Source organism: Bradyrhizobium sp. BR 1433, from assembly GCF_051547665.1.
GTDB classification, from domain to species: Bacteria; Pseudomonadota; Alphaproteobacteria; order Rhizobiales; family Xanthobacteraceae; genus Bradyrhizobium; species Bradyrhizobium australafricanum.
The window spans coordinates 6099465-6117736 of record NZ_JBPUGG010000001.1 but is presented as its reverse complement, the minus strand read 5'-3'; the positions used below and the strand labels follow the sequence as shown (position 1 = coordinate 6117736).

Below are 18272 nucleotides of genomic sequence, written 5' to 3'. Positions count from 1 at the left end.
CCATCGATCCGCAAAACGCGTGGTGGAATGGATTCCGAGCTCGCGCTTCGCACGCCCCGGAATGAAGAGAGAGAGAGAGAGAGAGAGACGTGTTCACGCCTCGCGCGCGTAGCTCTTCAACCTCGCTTCCAGCACCGCGATCACCTGGTCGCGGACCGGATCGCGGGAGCCTTTCAGCCAGGCGGCGGCGAGCGGCAGGCGGCCGGCGCTGCTGCCGCGCTTCAGGCGGAGCGGCACAAAGCGGACGCCGGGGATCGCCATCCGTGCGGTCCAGCGCGGCACGATGGCGACGCCGAGCCTTGCTGCGACCATGTTGACGATGGTCTGCTTCTCGTCGGCGATCTCCTGGATACGCGGCGTCAGCCCGGCCTCGTCGAACAGTTTTGTCGTCAGATCGTGGCTGTGCGGCCGCGAGCGGCGTTCCGGCACGATCAGGGGCTGATCCGCGATGTCGGGCAGCACGATCTGCTTGCGCCGCGCCAGCGCGTGCTTGTGCGACAGCGCCACCACGGCGGTCTCCTGCAACAGCGGGACAAACTCGATGCGGCGGTCGGGCCGCTCCGGCGGGCGCACGAAGGCGAGGTCGAGCGCGCCAGACAGCAGCTTCGGCAGCAGGCGGATGGTCTTCTCCTCGAGCAGTTGCACGGCAACATCAGGATGGGCGGCGCGGAGGTCGCGCAGCAGCGGCGGCAGCAGGCCGGCCGCCGCGCTGTCGATCGCGCCGATCCGGAAGCGGCGCGCCTGTGGCTTGCGCAGCCGACGGCGAAAGCCGTTCTCGATCGCCTCGGCGCGGCCGAGCAGCGCGCGGCCCTCGCGCAGCAGCACAGCGCCGTCCTCGGTCAACGACACCGCGCGCGTGGTGCGCGCGAACAGCCGCACCCCGAGATCCTCTTCCAGCAGCTTGATGTGGCGGCCCAGCGCCGACGGCATCATCTGCAGGCGCTGCGCCGCGCGGCCGAAATGCAGTTCCTCGGCAGCCGCGACGAAGCAGCGAAGCTGGTGCAGTTCCAAGACGTCGCTTCCTTATGCCCCGCGTTCGTCATGGCCGGGCTTGTCCCGGCCATCCACGTCTTTCTTTGCCGCCAAGACGTGGATGCCCCGCACAAGGCCGGGCATGACGCCAAGTGAGGCCGGGTCCGATTATATCATTTTTTTGTATAAACCGGCGCGGATTGAAGCGGAAGGGCGCGAGCTTCTAGGCTTCCCGGTGACGCGCGACAGGCGCCGTCCCAACAAACAAGCCGTCCCAACAAACAAGACGAACCCGGGAAGAAGCCCATGGAAAGCCAGCTCGGCGCGCGCGTATTGCGCAAGATCTCACTGCGCATCGTGCCGTTCATCATGCTGCTGTACTTCGTGGCGTTCATCGACCGCGTCAATATCGGCTTCGCCTCGCTGACCATGAACAAGGACATCGGCCTGTCGCCGACCGTCTATGGCTTCGGCGCCGGTATCTTCTTCTGGGGCTACTTCCTGTTCGAAGTGCCCTCCAACATCATCCTGCACAAGATCGGCGCGCGGATCTGGATCGCGCGGGTGATGATCACCTGGGGCCTGGTCTCGGCGGCGATGGCGCTGGTGCAGGGCGCGACCAGCTTCTACGTGCTGCGCTTCCTGCTCGGCGCCGCCGAAGCCGGCTTCTTCCCCGGCATCATCCTCTATCTGTCCTACTGGTTCCCGGCGCGGCAGCGCGCCGCCGTCACCGCGCTGTTCATGGCGGCGGCGCCGCTCTCGACCGTGCTCGGCTCGCCGCTCTCCGGTGCGCTGCTGGAGATGGACGGAATGCTCGGCTTCAAGGGCTGGCAATGGCTGTTCGTGCTGGAGGCCGTGCCCGCCGTGCTGCTCGGCTTCGTCGTGCTGGGCTTCCTGACCGACCGGCCGGAGCAGGCCAGATGGCTGGCCGACGACGAGCGCGCCTGGCTGGTCAAGACCATGAAGGCCGAGAACGACGGCAAGGCCACGACCGCGAGCCACAGCATCTGGCGCGGCCTCGCCGACCCGCGGGTGCTGGCGCTGGCGCTGGTCTATTTCGGCACCTCGGCCGGGCTCTACACACTTGGGGTGTGGGCGCCGCAGATCATCAAGGCGTTCGGCCTGTCGTCGATCCAGGTCGGCTTCCTCAACGCCGTACCGGCGACGGTTGCCGTCATCGCAATGGTGCTATGGGCGCGACATTCCGACCGCACCGGCGAGCGCACCTGGCACGTGGTGCTGGCCTGCCTGATGGCCGCGGCGGGACTTGCGCTCGCCGGGCTGTGGACCGGCCTTGCCGCCGTGATCGCGGCGCTGACCCTGGTCAATATCGGCATCTCCTCGTCGAAGCCGCCGCTATGGAGCATGCCGACCATGTTCCTGTCCGGCTCGGCCGCCGCGGCCGGGATCGCCACCATCAACTCGATCGGCAATCTCGGCGGCTTCGTCGGGCCGGCGATGATCGGCTGGATCAAGGAACGCACCGGCAGTTTCGACGGCGGTCTTTATTTCGTCGCCGGCCTCCTGGTGCTCTCGGCCGTGCTCACGCTGCTGCTGTCGCGTGCGCAGAGCGCGCCCGCGCAAACCGAACCGCAACCCAATCCCGTGCGAACCCGCTAACCATCGATCGGAGAGATCCCATGCGTACCCATTCCATCGCCGCCATTCCCGCCGACGGCATCGGCCCCGAAGTGATCTCCGCGGGTGTCCGCGTGCTGGAGGCTCTCGCAAAACGCAGCGGCGACATCAGCTTCAACGTCAAGACCTTCGACTGGGGCTCGGACTATTACAAGAAGCGCGGCGTGATGATGCCGGCCGACGGCCTGGCGGAGCTGAAGAACTTCGACGCGATCTATTTCGGCGCGGTCGGCGCGCCCGATGTGCCCGACCACATCACGCTGTGGGGCCTTCGCCTGCCGATCTGCCAAGGCTTTGACCAATACGCCAATGTGCGGCCGACCAAGATCCTGCCCGGCGTCGCCTCGCCGCTGCGCAATGTCGGCGTCGGCGATCTCGACTGGGTGATCGTGCGCGAGAATTCCGAAGGCGAATATGCCGGCATGGGCGGCCGCGCGCACAAGGGCCTCCCGGAAGAGGTCGGCACCGAAGTCGCTGTCTTCACCCGGGTCGGCGTGACGCGGATCATGCGCTATGCGTTCCAGCTCGCGCAGTCGCGGCCGCGCAAATTCCTCACCGTGGTGACCAAGTCGAACGCGCAGCGCCACGGCATGGTGATGTGGGACGAGATCGCGGCCGAGGTGGCGAAGGACTTCCCCGACGTCACCTGGGACAAGATGCTGGTCGACGCCATGACGGTGCGGATGACGCTCAATCCGAAGAGCCTCGACACCATCGTCGCGACCAATCTGCACGCCGACATCCTCTCCGACCTCGCCGGCGCGCTGGCCGGCAGCCTCGGCGTGGCGCCGACCGGCAACATCGACCCGCAGCGCCGCTATCCCTCGATGTTCGAGCCGATCCACGGTTCGGCCTTCGACATCACCGGCAAGGGCATCGCCAACCCGGTCGCGACGTTCTGGACCGGTGCGCAGATGCTGGACCATCTCGGCGAGAAGGACGCCGCGGCGCGCCTGATGGCCGCGGTCGAGAAGGTGTGCGCGGCCGGCGTGCTGACGCCCGACGTCGGCGGCAAGGCGACGACGAAGGAAGTCACCGATGCGGTGATTGACGCGATCCATGGGTCGAATGTGTAAGGCGGCGACGGTCTCGTCGCATCACGCAGTGAGGCGAGCGCGCTAGTCGGGCTCCCTTCCCCTTGTGGGGGAGGGTTGGGGAGAGGGGTACCGCTTGCTCCGCTCTCCATGAGGATTAGCGACGCCCGCTGCGCACGCTGATCAACGATTGCCCTATCTCTCGCCGTCTCGCCCGGGGCCACCCCTCACCCCACCCTCTCCCACAAGGGGAGAGGGTGCCTGAGAGGGGTGCTCACCTCACGAAAGCGTGCCCGCCTCCGCGCAATTGGTCAGCCGCGCTGGCACGCCGATGGCGGTGCAGCCGGCGGGCACATCCGTCGTCACCAGCGCGCCGGCGCCGATCCTGGCGAAATCGCCGATCGAGAGATGTCCGATCACCGTGGCGCCGGCGCTGAGCAGCACGCCGTGGCCGATCTTCGGCGCGCGGCGCGGATCATCCTGATGCCGCGCGATGGTGACGTTCTGCAGAATCGTGACCTCGTCGCCGATCGAGGCCAGCGCGCCGATGATGATGCCGGTGCCGTGATCGAGGAAAACGGCGGTTCCGATCCGGGCCGACGGGTGAATGCTGATCTGCAACTGATCCGCCGTCGCGCTTTGCATCATGAGCGCAAGGTCGGTACGATCCTGGCGCCACAGCCAGTTCGACACCCGCCAGGCCTGCAGCGCGACGAAGCCCTTGAAGTTGAGGAGCGGCGGCAGGAAGCCCGCGATCGCAGGATCACGGCGCACGATAGCCGTGAGATCGGTGGCCGCGGCATCGACCAGCGCGGGCTCGGCCGCATAGGCTTCGCGGGCGGTCCGCGCGAACTGCGCGCGATCCTCTTCCGCGCGGCTGATATGCCGACCGATCAGAAAAGCGAGCGCACCGCCGAGGTCGCCCTGATCGAGGATGAAGGCGGCCGACGCCTCGAGGAACGGATCGGCCGCGATCGCCGCCTCCGCCTCGCGCCGGATCGCAAGCCAGAGCTCGCCGGCCGTCACTGTCGCTGATCCCGCCATGGTCTTCACCTCATCGTCCGGATCCCAAACGATAGAGTGGGCGTCACCATCCCAAAATGCAAACCGCCCGCTTGCTCATCGCAAGCGGGCGGCTCAGGGCCATCAGGTTCTATGGGGGCACATCGCCTGAAGGCTAGCGCTTGCCTCGCGCGATCAGCTCTGCGGCGGTTGGTCGGTCGGCGGGGTCGGACGGGTCTTGTGCTGCGCCATGAAGGCGTCGAACTCTTCCTTGTCCTTGGCGTGGCGCAGGCGATCGAGGAAGCTCTTGAACTCGACCTGCTCCTCCTCGAGACGGCGCAGCGTATCCTGGCGGTACTCGTCGAAGGCGCGGTTGCCGCTGGAAGGCGGACCGAAGCCGCCGAACGGGAAGCCGCGGCGCTCCATGCGGCTCTTCATCCGCTCCATCTTGTCCTGCATCCGCTCCATCTTGTTCTGCCAGCGATCCATGTCGTTGTGACTCCAACAGGCCATCTTTCTGCTCCCGAGTGTGAAAAAGAGAAGGGCGAGGCCGATCGGCCACCAGATCATGAAGCCGAGGATGATCCCGGCGATCTTCAGGGGATGCCACGGCGTCGCGTAGAAGTAGGGACGGTAGGGCTCTTCGACGGGGCCGCGCCAGCGATTGACATCAGCGGTGTAGGCCATTTCCTTCTCCATCACGGCATCACGCCGTTGTGAATGTAAATAACATTTACATAGGTAGCCGATCCCTTGGGAAAGTCAAGCAGCGCGCGTGACGCACCCCTCGGATTATTTTTTGGCTTGGCCGTTGAACCTTATTTCGGTTTGCCCCACGGACCGGCCGGCTTGTCGTCGGCGGCCGCGGTTCCGGGTCGGCGGTCGGTCGGGAAGCCGAGGCCGCGCAGATAGATCAACACTTCGGCCTCGAGCAGATCCTCCGGCGACATCGGCAGCTTGCGCCGCGCGGCATCGCCGCGGCCGAACAGCGAGGCGACGCCGTGCGACATCGCCCAGATGTGCAGCGCCATCATCATCGCCGGCGGACGCGGCATGCCGGGCGGCGCCAGTGCCGCGAGCCGCTCGGCGGCGGCGCGGATGATCGCGAAGGCGCGCTCGCTTGCCGCCATCAAGGTCGGATTGGAATCGACCGGCAGGCCGGATTCGAACATCGCCGAATAGAACGCGGGCTCCTCGCGGGCGAAGGCGAGATAGGCCTTGCCGACCCGCTCGAACGCCGTGACGGTGTCGGGGCGGCCGTCGTCCCAAGCCTGCGTCAGCAGCGATTCGAACTGCTCGAAGCCGCGCTGCGCGATGCTGGCGATCAACTCGTCGCGGTCGCGGAAGTGGCGGTACGGCGCGGCCGGGCTGACGCCGGCCATCCGCGCGGCATCGGCGAAGGTGAAGCCGGCCGGCCCCTTCTTCGAGATCAGGTCGAGGGCGGCCTGCAGCAACGCCTCTTTGAGATTGCCGTGATGATAGCCGCGCTCGGCGCGGCCTTGGTCCTTGCGCCAGCTCATGTGAACGGCTTTTACATGAGCCCGCGGTAAAGGTCACTAGCGGGGCGGCGCCGCGTCAATCAAGATTAACGGGTGTGACGCGGCCTCGCTGCACGCGCTTGACGGCAGTAGCCCGGCTCAAGCATGGCTCGATCTTCTCCTTCCCCCTGAAAGGGGGAAGGTCGGGATGGGGTTCAGCCGCAGTCGACGCTGTATGCGGGGAGAACAGATCCCCACCTGCTTTGCTCTGGCGAGCAAAGCGATCTCCCCTTTCAAGGGGAGGTGAATTCTCCTGCCTTAGCGGCCCGGGATCGGCAGCACCGGCATGATCTCCACGGCTTCGCCCGGGAAGATCGAAAAATGCGGGTGGTTCTCGAACAGCTTTGCCGCTGCTTCATGCGAGGGCGCGCGCACCACGGTGAAGCCGGTCATCAGATTGGCGATGTCGGTGACGCCGCCCTGCCCGACCTTCTTGGTCTTGCCGAGTGGTCCGCCCATCTCGACGATCACGTCATGGTGCTTCTCGACCCAGGCGCCCCAGGCCGCCATGCCCTGCTGCTCCTTGGCACGCCGTTCGGCCTCGGGCAGCGCATTCCAGGCTGCCATCCGCGAGCCGGTGCTGCCGCCGCCGAGATAGACCGCGAGAAAGGTGTTGGTGCTCATATTGCATCTCCGTTGTGGTCGTTGCTGGTTTGACGATCGTTTGCTGGTGCGATGACGCCGTGCGGCGGCATCGCTACGTGTTGCAAGGCCGGATCATGCGGTGTCAGCGCAGCGCCTTGCCCCAGCCGCCCTGCGGGTGCTCGAAGGTCGCGGCGGCCTGCTGCACCTCTTCGGAGAAATCGGCCATCTCCTGCACCTGGCGGATCTCGATCATCTCGTTGGCGGTGGCCGGGCACTTGCTGGCCCATTCGATTGCCTCGGCGCGCGAGGCGACCTCGATCATCCAGAAGCCGCCGATCACTTCCTTGGCCTCGGTGAACGGGCCGTCGATCACGACCGGCGCGCCGGTGTCGAACTTGACGCGCGCGCCGGCAGCCGGCGGATGCAGGCCTTCCAGCGTGATCAGCACGCCGGCGTCCTTCAGCGCCTGATTGTACCGCATCATCGCGGCGACCCGTTCGGGGTCGAGCTCGAGCTTGGCCGGCGCGGACTCGTAGCCGAGCGGGATCATCAGCATCATGAAACGCATTGGTCGGATTTCCTTGCCTGTTGAGTAACTCGCAATCTTCACCCTCGTCATGCCGGGAAGCCCCACGCCGAACTTGGGTTTACCCGAGTTCGGCCCTGGGTATTTGTCCAAGTCGGCAACAGCCGACTTGGTGCGCCGGCCCGGAATCCACGACTTGCGACGATGATCATGTATTCCGGGCGCATCGCCGGTGCGATATCGCGGAATGACGTCGGGTGTCATTTCCTGCCCACCTGCGCGCGCAGGCGCTCTCCCCGCTCGCGCAGCTCGGGCGTCAGCGCCTCGCCGAAATCCTCCGCGGCAAACACCTGGCGGATTTCGATCTCGGAGCCGCCGTCGAACGGCGCGCGCTTCATCCAGTCGATCGCTTCATCGAGCGACTTGGTCTCGATCAGCCAGAAGCCGGCGACCAGATCGCTGCTCAGGCCGAACGGGCCGCGCGACACCGTGCTCTGCCCGCCGGCATATTTGACGCGGGCACCCTTGCTGGTCGGATGCAGCCCCTCGCCGGCCTGCATCACGCCGGCCTTGACCATCTCCTCGTTGAACTTGCCCATCGCCGCGAGCAGCTCGGTGCTCGGCATCACGCCGGCCTCGGTGTCCCTGTTCGCCTTCACGATCACCATGAACTTCATCGTCCTGCTCCGTTGTCTTGTTCAGCTGCTTTGCCGGTATCTCCGGTGCTCGTCTCAAGGACGACGCGGGGCTTGCCACGCCGACAGGCCAAGCGAAATTATTTCGGAGGTCATTGCACCGCGCGCCAAAGCCCTCAGCGGTCTTGCCTGACAAGTTCGCCGTCCTGATGCGACGGGCCGAAATAGACGTCGATGCGCGACACCTTGTCGCCGTCGAACACGAAGAACTCGGTGTTGCGAAAGCTCTTGCCATCGCGGGCGACGCAGCGATAGGTGACGAAGGCCTCGACGCCGTCGACCATGATGCGCTCGATCTCGTGGCGGCCGATCCAGCCGGAGTCGCGCCAGCACTCGGCGAAATAGGTCGGCTTGTCGATGTTCTCGCCATAGGGCGTCGAGAAGCGGAAATCCTCCGCGAACGCCGCCTCGACGCTCGCGCGGTCATTGGCGAGGTAGGCGGCGAAGAGGGAGCGGATGATCTCCGCCCTGTTGCCAGCTGCAGCCATGTCGTCTCCCACACGTATTGCCCGGGGCCCCGGAGCGACCAGCGCTCCGGAAACCCGGGCCTCAGCGAGATGACGAACGAGACGGCGCGAAAGCGACATCCCGCCATAATTTATTTTTGGAACCGCGTCGGAGGCCGGCCTGCGTCAGGTTTCCTGCGGGAACATGCCGAAATAGGGCTCGGCCTCCTTCAGGACACGCGCGAAGGACGGCCGCGCCATCAGCCGCTCGAGATAGGCGGCCAGATGCCGATGGCCATCTCCGAACGGCTCGACCTTGTTGCCGTAGAACATCGTCGGCGCGGCCGCGCAATCGGCCAACGAGAAATGCTCGCCCATCATCCAGCCGCCACGCGCGCGTTGCGGATCGAGCTGCTGATCCAGGATCGCATAGGAGGTGCGGAGTTGCGCCCGCGCCTCGGCAACGCCATGCGGATCCTTGCTGTCCGCAGGCCGCAGCCGGTCGCCGACGACCTTCTGCATCGGCAGGTGGACATAGAGATCGAGGAAGCGATCGCGCAGCCGGGTTTGCAGCGCGAGGTCCGGGTCCTCGGGGATCAGCCTGACGGCACCGGGATAATGCCGGCCGAGATATTCGATGACGATGCTCGATTCCGGCACCGTCTCATCCCGCGTCTCGTCGCGGAGCACCGGAAATCGGCCGATCGGCGACAGCGCGAGCAGCGCCGCGCGCTCGGCGGGATCGCCGAGATTGACCATGTTCGGCGTGAATGGCGTGCCGTTCTCATAGAGCGCAATCAGCGCCTTCCAGCAGAACGAGGACAGCGGATGGTAATGCAGGGTAAGCGACATCGGAACTCCATCATGGAATGAGTGACCGGAGGACGAGGCCGGGACCGCCCTTCCGACATCTCGTGCCGTGATATTTTTTGTATGGCGATACTTATCGCGGTCGGCGGGGCGTGGAGACCCACGCATCGAACGCGCCGCACATTCATCGAGGACGCGAATCAAATCGCTGAATCGATCGGTGAAAGCGGCCGGCGATATCAGGCTTCGTAATAGACCCATCAGCATCGCTGAAGCAGACGCGCTTCGATCACCCCGCATCAGACGAAAGTCATCATCGATTTTCGTCCGTATGATTACGGTGAACAGCGCGTGCTCCTGTGGATGATAACGTGCACTCTGAAAAAAACCTTTGCGAATTGAGGCGGATGCATGCGCGGAACTTGGCGTTATGCAGTTCGTGCCAGGCGCGCGCGAGCAACAGGCTTTACCGATGCTAAACGGCTCGCTGCAACCTTTCCGTGAGTTGCCGCGATCCGCTTTTCCCATCCCTTTTATTTGGACCTTCACGGAGCCCTGATGTTCAGTTTCAGCAACAAGGCCAAGATCGAGAATGCGCTGGCGCAGACTGCCGCGATCGGCAAGTCGCAGGCGGTGATAGAGTTCAAGCTCGACGGCACCATCGTCGACGCCAACGAGAACTTCCTCAAGGCGATAGGCTACACGCTCGACGAGATCCGCGGCAAGCACCACAGCATGTTCGTCGATCCGGCCACGCGCGACAGCCAGGACTATCGCGCGTTCTGGGCCGACCTGAACCGCGGCGAATTCCAGGCCGCGCAATACAAGCGCATCGCCAAGGGCGGCCGCGAGATCTGGATCCAGGCCTCCTACAACCCGATCCTGGACAAGGGTGGCAAGCCGGTCGGCGTGATCAAGTTCGCCACCGACATCACCGCGCAGAAGATCCACAGCATGGAGGATGCCGGCAAGATCGCCGCGATCGGCCGGGCGCAGGCGGTGATCGAGTTCGACATGGACGGCACCATCGTCAATGCCAACGAGAACTTCCTCGGCGCTATGGGCTATTCGCTCGCCGAGATCCGGGGCAAGCACCACAGCATGTTCGTGCCGCCCGCCGACCGCGACAGCGTGGCCTATCGCGATTTCTGGGCGCGGCTGAACCGGGGCGCGTTCGAGGGCGGCGAATTCAAGCGGCTCGGCAAGGGCGGCAAGGAAATCTGGATCCTCGCCACCTACAACCCGATCCTCGACGACCGCGGCAAGCCGTTCAAGGTCGTCAAGTTCGCCACCGACGTCACGCAGCAGAAGGTGAAAACCGCCGACAATGACGGCCAGATCGATGCGATCGGCAAGTCGCAGGCGGTGATCGAGTTCAACATGGACGGCACGATCCGCACCGCGAACCCGAACTTCCTCGCCGCGATGGGCTATTCGCTTGCCGAGATCCAGGGCAAGCATCACAGCATGTTCGTCGAGCCCGCCGAAGCGGGCGCGGCCGGCTACCGCGAGTTCTGGGGCGCGCTGAACCGCGGCGAATTCCAGGCCGCCGAATACAAGCGTATCGCCAAGGGCGGCCGCGAGATCTGGATCCAGGCCTCCTACAACCCGATCCTCGATCTCAACGGCAAGCCCTACAAGGTGGTGAAGTACGCCACCGACATCACCGCGCAGGCGATCGGCCGCAAGAAGGCCGACAGCGCGCGCGGCCTGATCGAGGCGGTCGCCGCCGGCAGCGAGGAGATGAGCGCCTCGATCCGCGAGATCTCGGAAACCATGACCAAGTCGAAGCAGAACGCCGCGGTCGCCACCGGCCGGGTCGAGGCTGCCGACGGACAGGCGCAGAAGCTCAATGCCGCAGCGCAGGCGATGAGCGGCATCGTCGAGATGATCTCGAGCATCACCGGGCAGATCAACCTGCTGGCGCTCAACGCCACGATCGAGTCGGCGCGTGCGGGCGAAGCCGGCCGCGGTTTCGCCGTGGTCGCCTCCGAGGTGAAGAGCCTCGCCAATCAGGCCAAGCAGGCGACCGACACGATCTCCTCGGAAATCGACGCGCTGAACTCGATCGCCGCCGAAGTGGTGAGCTCGCTGTCCGAGATCAAGGCGGCGATCGCCGGCGTCAACGAATACATCACCTCCACCGCCGCCGCGGTCGAGGAGCAGAGCATCGTGACGCAGGACATGTCCACCAACATGCAGCGCGCCTCTGCCGAACTCGCAGCGTAAGCCACGGTGCGATCCTCGAAGGATGGGCGGCCCGGGCTGGGGGCCGTGCATCCTTCGAGACGCGCCGCTTTGCGGGCTCTTCAGGATTGCGGCGAGAGGGTCGGCGTGCCGTAGGAAGCCGATACTCCACACTCCCCGGCTGGTGGCCGTGCACCCTTCGAGGCTCGCTACGCTCGCGCCTCAGGGTGACGGAGAGAGAGCATGCCGCGTGTCGCCGTCGGGTTGACACGTCGGAGTAAAGGTCGCAGACGGTTCGGGACTTCCTGCCCGAACCGATGGACCATCCGATGAATTCCGCTTCCCCCAAAGTCGCACTCGTGACCGGCGCCGCGCGTGGCATCGGGCTTGCCGCGGCGAAACGCTTTCTCGCCGACGGCTGGCGCGTCGCGCTGCTCGACATCGAGGGCGAATTGCTGCGCGCGGCGGTCGCGGCGCTGAAGCAGCCCGACGACACGCTGGCGCTCACCTGCGACGTATCAGATGCCGCTGGCGTGGCAGCCGCGATCTCTGCGATCACGGACCGGTTCGGCCGGCTCGACGCGCTGGTCAACAATGCCGGCATTGCCGTGTTCACGCCGGTGCTGGAGACCTCGGACGCCGACTGGAGCCGGATCATGGCGGTCAACCTCACCGGCCCATTCCTGTGCACCAAGGCGGCCGCGCCGTTAATGCGGGAGCATGGCGGCGGTGCAATCATCAACATCACCTCGATCTCGGCGGTGCGCGCCTCGACGCTGCGCTCGGCTTACGGCACCAGCAAGGCCGGCCTCGCGCATCTCACCAAGCAGCTCGCGGTCGAACTCGCCTCGCTCGGCATCCGCGTCAACGGCGTCGCGCCCGGGCCGGTCGAGACCGCGATGGCCAAGGCCGTCCACACGCCGGAGATCCGCGCCGACTATCATGACGCCATCCCGCTCAACCGCTATGGGCTGGAGGAGGAGCTGGCGGAAGCGATCTTCTTCCTGTGCTCGGATCGCGCCAGCTACATCACCGGACAGATCCTCGCCGTCGACGGCGGCTTCGACGCCGCCGGCATCGGCCTGCCGACCCTGCGCGGCGCGCGACGGAATGGGTAACGGTTGATCGAACGAACTAATGTCACACCGCGACGGGACTGCACTCCCTCGCCCCGTTCTTACGGGGAGAGGGTTGGGGTGAGGGGCCCTCTCCGCGCGCGCAGTACCAGTTAGTCTCGCGGAGACTTCCCCTCGCCCGGAACGCATCTGTCGATGCGTTCCGACCTCTCCCCGCACGCGGGGCGAGGTAAAGCAGAGTCGCCGCGCTATCAGCGCTCGTTCACCGCGACCACGCGCCAGGCATTCGGCAGCCGGTCGATCCGCGTCAGCGACAGCGGATCGATGACGAAGCGCAGTGCGAGCTCCGGCGCGAGATCGAGTGCAATCGCGAGCACGGCGCGGATGGTGCCGGAATGCACGACCAGAACGACGTCGCCGGCCGGCAGGCGCGCGAGCCCTGCCCGCGCCCGCGCGATCTGATCGGCAAAGCTTTCGCCGCGCGGCGGCCGGTTGCTGCCCGGCGATTGCCAGAACGCGCGATAGGCCGCGCCGAGCTCGGCCTCGATCTCGCTGTGGCGCTGGCCGGTCCAATCGCCAAAATCCTGCTCGCGAAAGGCGTCGTCCTCTGCTGCCGTCAGGCCGAGCTTTGCTGCGGTCTCGCGGGTGCGCCGCGCCGGACTGCAGACCGCGCGAGCGTGAGCCGGCAACCTCACCTGCAACGACGCGAATGCCGCGGCATCGCTGAGGTCGGCGGGCGCATCTGCCGCGTGGATCACGCCGCGCGGACCGTCCACCGGCGCATGACGGATCAGCCAGAGACGCGTTTCGCGATCCATGTTCTGCTTACGCTTTCATTTTGACGCGTTTTCTTCACGCGAACCGGTCTCCACTTCGCTCGAAAACGCTCTAACCTAACCGCGCCGCGAGCAGCACCAGGATCGCGGTTTCCGCGACCTGCTCCGCACCGCCAAGCACATCGCCGGTCTGGCCGCCGATCTGCCGCTTTGCCACGAGCGCCACGACCAGCGCGCTCACAGCGGCCGCGATCGCCGCCAGCAGCGCACTGCTGAACGGCAAGGCGAGGATTGCGATCAGCAGCGCGATGCCGGCCGCGACCACGGCAATCGTCCCATCAGGCCTTCCGGCATTGGCGGCGAGCCCGTCCTTGCGCGCGTAACGCAGGCTGATCGCGATCCATGGCAGCACGCCGCGGCCCAGCGCGTGCGCCGCGATCAGGCTCTGCACCACGAGACCGTTCGGAATTGCCGCGAGAGCCGCGAGCTTGGCGGCAAAGCTGACCATCAGCACCAGCGCGCCATAAGTGCCGAGCCGGCTGTCACGCATGATCTCGAGCTTGGCCGCGACATCGCGGCCGCCGCCGAACCCGTCGGCGACATCGGCGAGCCCGTCCTCATGCAGCGCGCCGGTGAGCAGCGCACCGCCGCCGAGCGCGAGCGCCGCGGCGGCGAGATCCGGCACACCGATCGCCCGCAGCAGCAGGCAAAACAGGCCGATCGCCGCCCCGATGGCGGCCCCGACCAGGGGAAACAGCCGCTGCGCCCGGGCAAAGCTCTCCGTCCGCGCGCCGTCCGGATGCGGCATCGACAGGCGGGTCAGGAAGGCGGTCGCGGTCCGGAGATCGTCGAGCCATTGATTCATGGTGAAGGCCTGGAAATTGGGCTAAAGCGCGACGAGATCGGGCTCGATCTGATCGCGCTTCAGCTTCTTGTTAGGGCATGATCTCCGCGCAAATGCTACGCATTTGTCGCGAGGGAAAACCGCTTCACACGTTTCCGGATCATGCATTAGCTTGCGGCCCGCTCGACGAGGGAATCGCATGCAGTTCAGTACTTTAGACGACATCCGCGGCTTTTGTCGCGACCTGCCGCAGGGCGACGAGGCCAGTGCCGCGGCCGCCACGCAGCGCCAGCAGAACCTGACCAAGCCGCCGGGAAGCCTCGGCCGCCTGGAGGAGGTTGCGATCTGGCTGGCGCGCTGGCAGCGGCGTGAGATGCCCGGGCTCGACCACGTCACGATCGCCGTGTTCGCCGGCAATCACGGCATCGCCGAGCGCGGCGTTTCAGCCTATCCCTCCGAGGTCACCGCGCAGATGGTGGCGAACTTCGCCGCCGGCGGCGCTGCGATCAACCAGATCGCCAGGCTTGCCGGCGCCGAGCTGCGCGTCGAGCCGCTCGAGCTGGCGCGCCCGACCCGCGATTTCACGACCGGACCGGCGATGGACGCCGCCGATTTCCTCGTCGCGCTCGATACCGGCTGGCGCACGGTGCCCGAGCAATGCGATCTGCTCGTGGTCGGCGAGATGGGCATCGCCAACACCACGGTCGCCGCGACGCTGTGCGCCGCCTTGATGGGCGGGCGCGGAGTGCGCTGGGCCGGCCGCGGCACCGGCGTCGACGATGCCGGGCTGATACGCAAGCGCACCACGATCGATGCGGCGCTCAAGCTGCATCGCGGCGCGATCGACGATCCGCTCGCCACCGCAATGTCGCTCGGCGGACGCGAGCTGGCGGCGATCGCGGGCGCCGTGCTGGCGGCGCGCGCACGCTGCATTCCGGTGCTGCTCGACGGCTTCGTGGCGACAGCGGCGGTGCTGCCGCTGGCGCGGCTTCAACCCGATAGCCTCGCGCATTGCCGCGCCGGACATGTGTCGGCTGAGCTTGGCCACCGCGAATTGCTGCGCGAGCTCGAGCTCGCCCCCTTGCTCGACCTTAACATGCGGCTCGGCGAAGGCTCTGGCGCGGGGATTGCGATCCTGCTGTTGCGCGCGGCGCTCGCCTGTCATGGCGGCATGGCGACCTTTGCCGAGGCCGGCGTCTCCGGCGCGGACTGAGGCTCCCGGGAGAGCCGGAGGGTTCCCTCAAAAAAGCCGGTGCATAGCGTCGGCGCGGGTCGACAATCTTCGCGTGTGCAGCATGACCTCTGCGCGCTGGAGGCCTAACCTTCGCGGCGGTGGGATGCCGGCCGGCGTCTCAGCCGTGCTGAACCAGATACCGGGAGAAATCACCTCATGTCGGGCGTTCTCATCAATCTGATCATTCAGGTCATCAGCGGAGCCGTCGGCGGCAATGTCGCGGCGGGAGCGGCCAAGAACATCGATCTCGGCACGCTCGGTAACACCATCGCAGGCGCCATCGGCGGCGGCGCGGGCGGACAGCTTCTGGGCATGCTGATCCCGCTGCTTGCCAATTCCGGCGCGACGCCTGACATCGGCAGCATCATCGGCCAGGTCGCCGGCGGCGGCGTTGCCGGCGCCGTGCTCACTGCGATCGTGGGGGCGCTCAAGAACCGCGCGGCCTGAGCCACGTGTTGTCGCGACCGGGACATCGGTCTTGACGATGCCCCATTCCGGCGCGAGCCTTCCGGCTTGAGATGCGGCGGCATCTCGATCGCATCGTGGCAGGGATTGCGCGCATGAAAATACTTGTCGCGGCGGCAGCTTTTTTCGCAACGGGTTAGCTGCGCGCAAGCCGATGTTCGTATCCTCGCCAGCCCCGGCGGGCAGGTCGGCCCGTTCATCGAGCTGTTCGACAAGGTGCGCGAATCGGGCGAGCGCGTCGTGATCGACGGGCCCTGCCTGTCGGCCTGCACCCTGGTGCTCTCGATGGTCCCGGGCGACCGCATCTGCGTGACGCGGCGCGCCGTGCTCGGCTTCCACGCCGCGCGCTCGATCGACCAGCGCGGCCGCACCTATGCAGAGCCGGAAGCGTCCGTGGCGGTGCTGCAAGCCTATCCGGCACCGGTGCGCGGCTGGATCGCCCGCCGCGGCGGCCTGACCTCGCGCCTGCTATTGTTGCGCGGCCGCGAGCTCGCGGCGATCTATCCGCGGTGCAGGTGAGATTTGCAGCCTGTAAAGTGTCGTAGCCCGGATGAAGCGAAGCGCAATCCGGGGACTGCCGGCGCGGATTCGGTGCCCGGATTTCGCTGCGCTCCATCCGGGCTACGGCTCCCATCCCGTCATCCTGAGGTGCGAGCCTTGCGGTGCACTTGCACCGCTGGGCGAGCCTCGAAGGATGCACGGCCACAGCCGGGCCGTCGTGCTTCGAGACGGCCGCTACGCGGCCTCCTCAGCATGACGGGTAAGGAATGAGCTCGGCGGAATAAGCCGCCAGCCTACATCCCCTGCGGGCAGTTCACCATCCAGGGGATGCCGAACTGATCGACGCACATGCCGAAGCCGTTGGAGAAGAAGGTCTTGCCGAACGGCATCGTCACCGTGCCGCCCTCGGAAAGCGCCTTGAAGCGGCGTTCGGCCTCCGCGGGATCCTCGACCTGCAACGCGACATGGAAGCCCTGCGGCTTCTGGAAGTGGCCGGGCGGGGCGTCGGAGGCCATGATGATCTCGCCGTCGATCGTGAGGCGTGCATGCATGATCTTGTCCTTCCAGCCGGGCGGCGTCTGCATCTCCGCACTGCCCTCGCCGTAGGGGAAGGTTTCCTCGATCCGGGCGCCCAGGACCTTCTCGTAGAATTTAAGCGCGGCGCCGCAATTGCCGTCGTAGGAGAGATAGGGGTTGACTTGCATCGCATGCTCCCTTGGGTCATTCGAGCCTCGTCCCGATGGTATCGGAACGAGGGCTCCGGATTGTTACCTTGACGCGTTTTCCCGACACGAACCGGTAACCACCTCGCTCGAAAACGCGCTACTTCTCAGTCAGCTTCTTCAGATTGGCGAGACCGACCTCGAAATCCCTGCCGATCATGCGATCCAGGTTCATGAACACCTGCATCACCTTCGACATGAAGACGGCCGGACCATACATGGTCCATGTGACGCTGGTCGCATTTCCCTGCGGCAGCATTGTGAACTCGGCGGTGTTGTGGCCTTCGAACGGCTTGATGAAGTCGAGCTTGATGACGATCTTCGACGGCGCGGAGGATTGCAGGATCTCCATGCGGCCGGCGCCGACATTCTTGTTGCCGTCCCAGGCGTAGGCCGCACCCTGCCCGCGCCCGGCGCCGCCATAGATCCGCTTCATGGCCGGATCCCGGTTCTCGTAGGGCGACCAGAGCGTCCACTGATGGAAATCGTCGATCAATGGAAAGATCCGCTCGGCCGGCGCGTTGATGCTGATCGCACGCGTGACGCGGAGCGTGCCCGGCTTGGTCGCCGCGAGAATGAGGATGACGGCGATCGCGACGCCGAGGACAATCGCGATGATGGTAATGGTCTCCAACATGTCAGTCTCCACAGGGATGAATTGAACAATATCTCACCGGCGAAATGGAAGCATTGCGCGCAGATTGCCGTCGCGCGGATAGAGCCCGCCCCACAGCATCAGGCCGAGATAGAGCCCGAACAGCGTGTGGGTGAACAGCGGGCTGCCGATCCGCACATGCGATGCGATCGCGCCGCCGAGATAGCCGGTGAGCAGGATGGCGCCGAGGATCGAGGTCGGCGGCACCGAGTAGAGCAGCGTGCAGACGATGGTGATGATGCCGAGGCTGCGCGCCAGCGCATCGCTCGCGCCGAAGCCCATCCTGTCCATGGTCTCGGTGACGACCGACAACGGCACCAGCTTGATCGCGCCGTCGAACAGCAGGAACAAGACGACCACGCCGCTCATGACACGGCCGGTGATGCGGGCGGGCTTTGAGACTTCGGTGTCGACGATCGTCGGCATGACAGGCTCCGTAACGCTTGGTGATGCTCTCTGCCTTCATGACGAACGGCGGAGTACGGGGCCGACAAGGCGGGCGAAGATTTTTTCGGAAGCGCTGTCAGGCAAAGTCGATTGAGAGCCGCGACGGGATTGGGTTCTTC

General features: G+C 66.0%; 21 protein-coding genes. 7 read left to right on the top strand and 14 right to left on the bottom strand.

The genetic code is table 11. From position 1 onward, the window contains the following. Nucleotides 1-93: 93 nt before the first annotated feature. Nucleotides 94-1011 carry a LysR family transcriptional regulator gene (locus tag ACSKB9_RS29510; protein ID WP_092087561.1) on the bottom strand — a complete coding sequence of 306 codons (918 nt, stop codon included), beginning with the start codon at nucleotides 1009-1011 and terminating at the stop codon, nucleotides 94-96. 267 nt (nucleotides 1012-1278) lie between these two features. On the opposite strand from ACSKB9_RS29510, the gene ACSKB9_RS29505 reads away from it, so the two are divergent. Further along, the gene (locus tag ACSKB9_RS29505) at nucleotides 1279-2592 is read left to right on the top strand and encodes an MFS transporter (RefSeq protein WP_438077503.1); all 1314 of its coding nucleotides are present in this window, start codon (nucleotides 1279-1281) and stop codon (nucleotides 2590-2592) included. Between the two features lie 20 nt (nucleotides 2593-2612). Further along, on the top strand, nucleotides 2613-3686 hold the full coding sequence (locus ACSKB9_RS29500) for a tartrate dehydrogenase (protein WP_438077501.1): 1074 nt from the start codon (nucleotides 2613-2615) through the stop codon (nucleotides 3684-3686). 237 nt (nucleotides 3687-3923) lie between these two features. On the opposite strand, the gene ACSKB9_RS29495 is transcribed toward ACSKB9_RS29500, so the two are convergent. The 8 genes from ACSKB9_RS29495 to ACSKB9_RS29460 form a co-directional block, all read right to left on the bottom strand. Then, nucleotides 3924-4688, bottom strand: a complete 765-nt coding sequence (locus tag ACSKB9_RS29495; protein ID WP_438077499.1) for a serine O-acetyltransferase — start codon at nucleotides 4686-4688, stop codon at nucleotides 3924-3926. A 153-nt stretch (nucleotides 4689-4841) separates the two neighbouring features. Beyond that, nucleotides 4842-5333 (bottom strand): DUF2852 domain-containing protein, encoded by a 492-nt coding sequence (locus ACSKB9_RS29490; RefSeq protein ID WP_438077497.1) that lies wholly within the window; start codon nucleotides 5331-5333, stop codon nucleotides 4842-4844. Nucleotides 5334-5464: 131 nt separating this feature from the next. Continuing rightward, nucleotides 5465-6166: a TetR/AcrR family transcriptional regulator gene (locus ACSKB9_RS29485; RefSeq protein ID WP_092087570.1), complete on the bottom strand. Its 702-nt coding sequence runs from the start codon at nucleotides 6164-6166 to the stop codon at nucleotides 5465-5467. Between the two features lie 276 nt (nucleotides 6167-6442). Further along, entirely contained in the window at nucleotides 6443-6808 is a 366-nt protein-coding gene (locus ACSKB9_RS29480) for a YciI family protein (RefSeq protein WP_028341377.1), read from the bottom strand. Nucleotides 6809-6911: 103 nt separating this feature from the next. Further along, entirely contained in the window at nucleotides 6912-7337 is a 426-nt protein-coding gene (locus tag ACSKB9_RS29475) for a YciI family protein (protein ID WP_438077495.1), read from the bottom strand. A 218-nt stretch (nucleotides 7338-7555) separates the two neighbouring features. Next, on the bottom strand, nucleotides 7556-7972 hold the full coding sequence (locus tag ACSKB9_RS29470; RefSeq protein WP_438077493.1) for a YciI family protein: 417 nt from the start codon (nucleotides 7970-7972) through the stop codon (nucleotides 7556-7558). A gap of 134 nt (nucleotides 7973-8106) precedes the next feature. Continuing rightward, on the bottom strand, nucleotides 8107-8478 hold the full coding sequence (locus ACSKB9_RS29465; RefSeq protein ID WP_057016222.1) for a nuclear transport factor 2 family protein: 372 nt from the start codon (nucleotides 8476-8478) through the stop codon (nucleotides 8107-8109). Nucleotides 8479-8622: 144 nt separating this feature from the next. Continuing rightward, entirely contained in the window at nucleotides 8623-9288 is a 666-nt protein-coding gene (locus ACSKB9_RS29460) for a glutathione S-transferase family protein (RefSeq protein ID WP_438077491.1), read from the bottom strand. 516 nt (nucleotides 9289-9804) lie between these two features. Here ACSKB9_RS29460 and ACSKB9_RS29455 point away from each other — a divergent pair. Continuing rightward, nucleotides 9805-11475 carry a methyl-accepting chemotaxis protein gene (locus ACSKB9_RS29455; protein ID WP_438077489.1) on the top strand — a complete coding sequence of 557 codons (1671 nt, stop codon included), beginning with the start codon at nucleotides 9805-9807 and terminating at the stop codon, nucleotides 11473-11475. 287 nt (nucleotides 11476-11762) lie between these two features. Continuing rightward, nucleotides 11763-12551, top strand: a complete 789-nt coding sequence (locus ACSKB9_RS29450; protein WP_438077487.1) for an SDR family NAD(P)-dependent oxidoreductase — start codon at nucleotides 11763-11765, stop codon at nucleotides 12549-12551. A 209-nt stretch (nucleotides 12552-12760) separates the two neighbouring features. Here the strand turns inward: ACSKB9_RS29450 and ACSKB9_RS29445 are convergent, their stop codons facing one another. Further along, a complete protein-coding gene (locus ACSKB9_RS29445) occupies nucleotides 12761-13327 on the bottom strand; it encodes a histidine phosphatase family protein (protein ID WP_438077485.1) in 567 nt (188 codons plus the stop codon). 70 nt (nucleotides 13328-13397) lie between these two features. Then, entirely contained in the window at nucleotides 13398-14150 is a 753-nt protein-coding gene (cobS, locus tag ACSKB9_RS29440; RefSeq protein WP_438077483.1) for an adenosylcobinamide-GDP ribazoletransferase, read from the bottom strand. Nucleotides 14151-14328: 178 nt separating this feature from the next. Between cobS and cobT the strand changes: the two genes are divergently transcribed. The 3 genes from cobT to ACSKB9_RS29425 all read left to right on the top strand — a co-directional run bounded on the left by cobT (nucleotide 14329) and on the right by ACSKB9_RS29425 (nucleotide 16347). Next, nucleotides 14329-15342 (top strand): nicotinate-nucleotide--dimethylbenzimidazole phosphoribosyltransferase, encoded by a 1014-nt coding sequence (gene cobT / locus ACSKB9_RS29435; protein ID WP_438077481.1) that lies wholly within the window; start codon nucleotides 14329-14331, stop codon nucleotides 15340-15342. A 177-nt stretch (nucleotides 15343-15519) separates the two neighbouring features. Continuing rightward, nucleotides 15520-15810, top strand: coding sequence for a hypothetical protein (locus tag ACSKB9_RS29430; RefSeq protein WP_016842535.1), 291 nt, complete (start codon nucleotides 15520-15522; stop codon nucleotides 15808-15810). Nucleotides 15811-15933: 123 nt separating this feature from the next. Then, nucleotides 15934-16347 carry a hypothetical protein gene (locus ACSKB9_RS29425; RefSeq protein ID WP_438077479.1) on the top strand — a complete coding sequence of 138 codons (414 nt, stop codon included), beginning with the start codon at nucleotides 15934-15936 and terminating at the stop codon, nucleotides 16345-16347. 275 nt (nucleotides 16348-16622) lie between these two features. Here ACSKB9_RS29425 and ACSKB9_RS29420 read toward each other — a convergent pair whose 3' ends face one another. The 3 genes from ACSKB9_RS29420 to ACSKB9_RS29410 form a co-directional block, all read right to left on the bottom strand. Continuing rightward, complete coding sequence (locus ACSKB9_RS29420; RefSeq protein WP_225163972.1) at nucleotides 16623-17033, bottom strand: VOC family protein; 411 nt, start codon at nucleotides 17031-17033, stop codon at nucleotides 16623-16625. Nucleotides 17034-17151: 118 nt separating this feature from the next. Continuing rightward, nucleotides 17152-17688 carry an SRPBCC family protein gene (locus ACSKB9_RS29415; protein WP_438077477.1) on the bottom strand — a complete coding sequence of 179 codons (537 nt, stop codon included), beginning with the start codon at nucleotides 17686-17688 and terminating at the stop codon, nucleotides 17152-17154. Nucleotides 17689-17721: 33 nt separating this feature from the next. Continuing rightward, nucleotides 17722-18132 (bottom strand): DoxX family protein, encoded by a 411-nt coding sequence (locus ACSKB9_RS29410; protein WP_438077475.1) that lies wholly within the window; start codon nucleotides 18130-18132, stop codon nucleotides 17722-17724. Between the last annotated feature and the right edge of the window lie 140 nt (nucleotides 18133-18272).

Bases quoted from the DNA above. Each gene is read 5' to 3' on its own strand.
- ACSKB9_RS29505 (WP_438077503.1), top strand. From the start codon at position 1,279: ATGGAAAGCCAGCTCGGCGCGCGCGTATTGCGCAAGATCTCACTGCGC.
- ACSKB9_RS29500 (WP_438077501.1), top strand. From the start codon at position 2,613: ATGCGTACCCATTCCATCGCCGCCATTCCCGCCGACGGCATCGGCCCC.
- ACSKB9_RS29495 (WP_438077499.1), bottom strand. From the start codon at position 4,688: ATGGCGGGATCAGCGACAGTGACGGCCGGCGAGCTCTGGCTTGCGATC.
- ACSKB9_RS29490 (WP_438077497.1), bottom strand. From the start codon at position 5,333: ATGGCCTACACCGCTGATGTCAATCGCTGGCGCGGCCCCGTCGAAGAG.
- ACSKB9_RS29485 (WP_092087570.1), bottom strand. From the start codon at position 6,166: ATGAGCTGGCGCAAGGACCAAGGCCGCGCCGAGCGCGGCTATCATCAC.
- ACSKB9_RS29480 (WP_028341377.1), bottom strand. From the start codon at position 6,808: ATGAGCACCAACACCTTTCTCGCGGTCTATCTCGGCGGCGGCAGCACC.
- ACSKB9_RS29475 (WP_438077495.1), bottom strand. From the start codon at position 7,337: ATGCGTTTCATGATGCTGATGATCCCGCTCGGCTACGAGTCCGCGCCG.
- ACSKB9_RS29470 (WP_438077493.1), bottom strand. From the start codon at position 7,972: ATGAAGTTCATGGTGATCGTGAAGGCGAACAGGGACACCGAGGCCGGC.
- ACSKB9_RS29465 (WP_057016222.1), bottom strand. From the start codon at position 8,478: ATGGCTGCAGCTGGCAACAGGGCGGAGATCATCCGCTCCCTCTTCGCC.
- ACSKB9_RS29460 (WP_438077491.1), bottom strand. From the start codon at position 9,288: ATGTCGCTTACCCTGCATTACCATCCGCTGTCCTCGTTCTGCTGGAAG.
- ACSKB9_RS29455 (WP_438077489.1), top strand. From the start codon at position 9,805: ATGTTCAGTTTCAGCAACAAGGCCAAGATCGAGAATGCGCTGGCGCAG.
- ACSKB9_RS29450 (WP_438077487.1), top strand. From the start codon at position 11,763: ATGAATTCCGCTTCCCCCAAAGTCGCACTCGTGACCGGCGCCGCGCGT.
- ACSKB9_RS29445 (WP_438077485.1), bottom strand. From the start codon at position 13,327: ATGGATCGCGAAACGCGTCTCTGGCTGATCCGTCATGCGCCGGTGGAC.
- cobS (WP_438077483.1), bottom strand. From the start codon at position 14,150: ATGAATCAATGGCTCGACGATCTCCGGACCGCGACCGCCTTCCTGACC.
- cobT (WP_438077481.1), top strand. From the start codon at position 14,329: ATGCAGTTCAGTACTTTAGACGACATCCGCGGCTTTTGTCGCGACCTG.
- ACSKB9_RS29430 (WP_016842535.1), top strand. From the start codon at position 15,520: ATGTCGGGCGTTCTCATCAATCTGATCATTCAGGTCATCAGCGGAGCC.
- ACSKB9_RS29420 (WP_225163972.1), bottom strand. From the start codon at position 17,033: ATGCAAGTCAACCCCTATCTCTCCTACGACGGCAATTGCGGCGCCGCG.
- ACSKB9_RS29415 (WP_438077477.1), bottom strand. From the start codon at position 17,688: ATGTTGGAGACCATTACCATCATCGCGATTGTCCTCGGCGTCGCGATC.
- ACSKB9_RS29410 (WP_438077475.1), bottom strand. From the start codon at position 18,132: ATGCCGACGATCGTCGACACCGAAGTCTCAAAGCCCGCCCGCATCACC.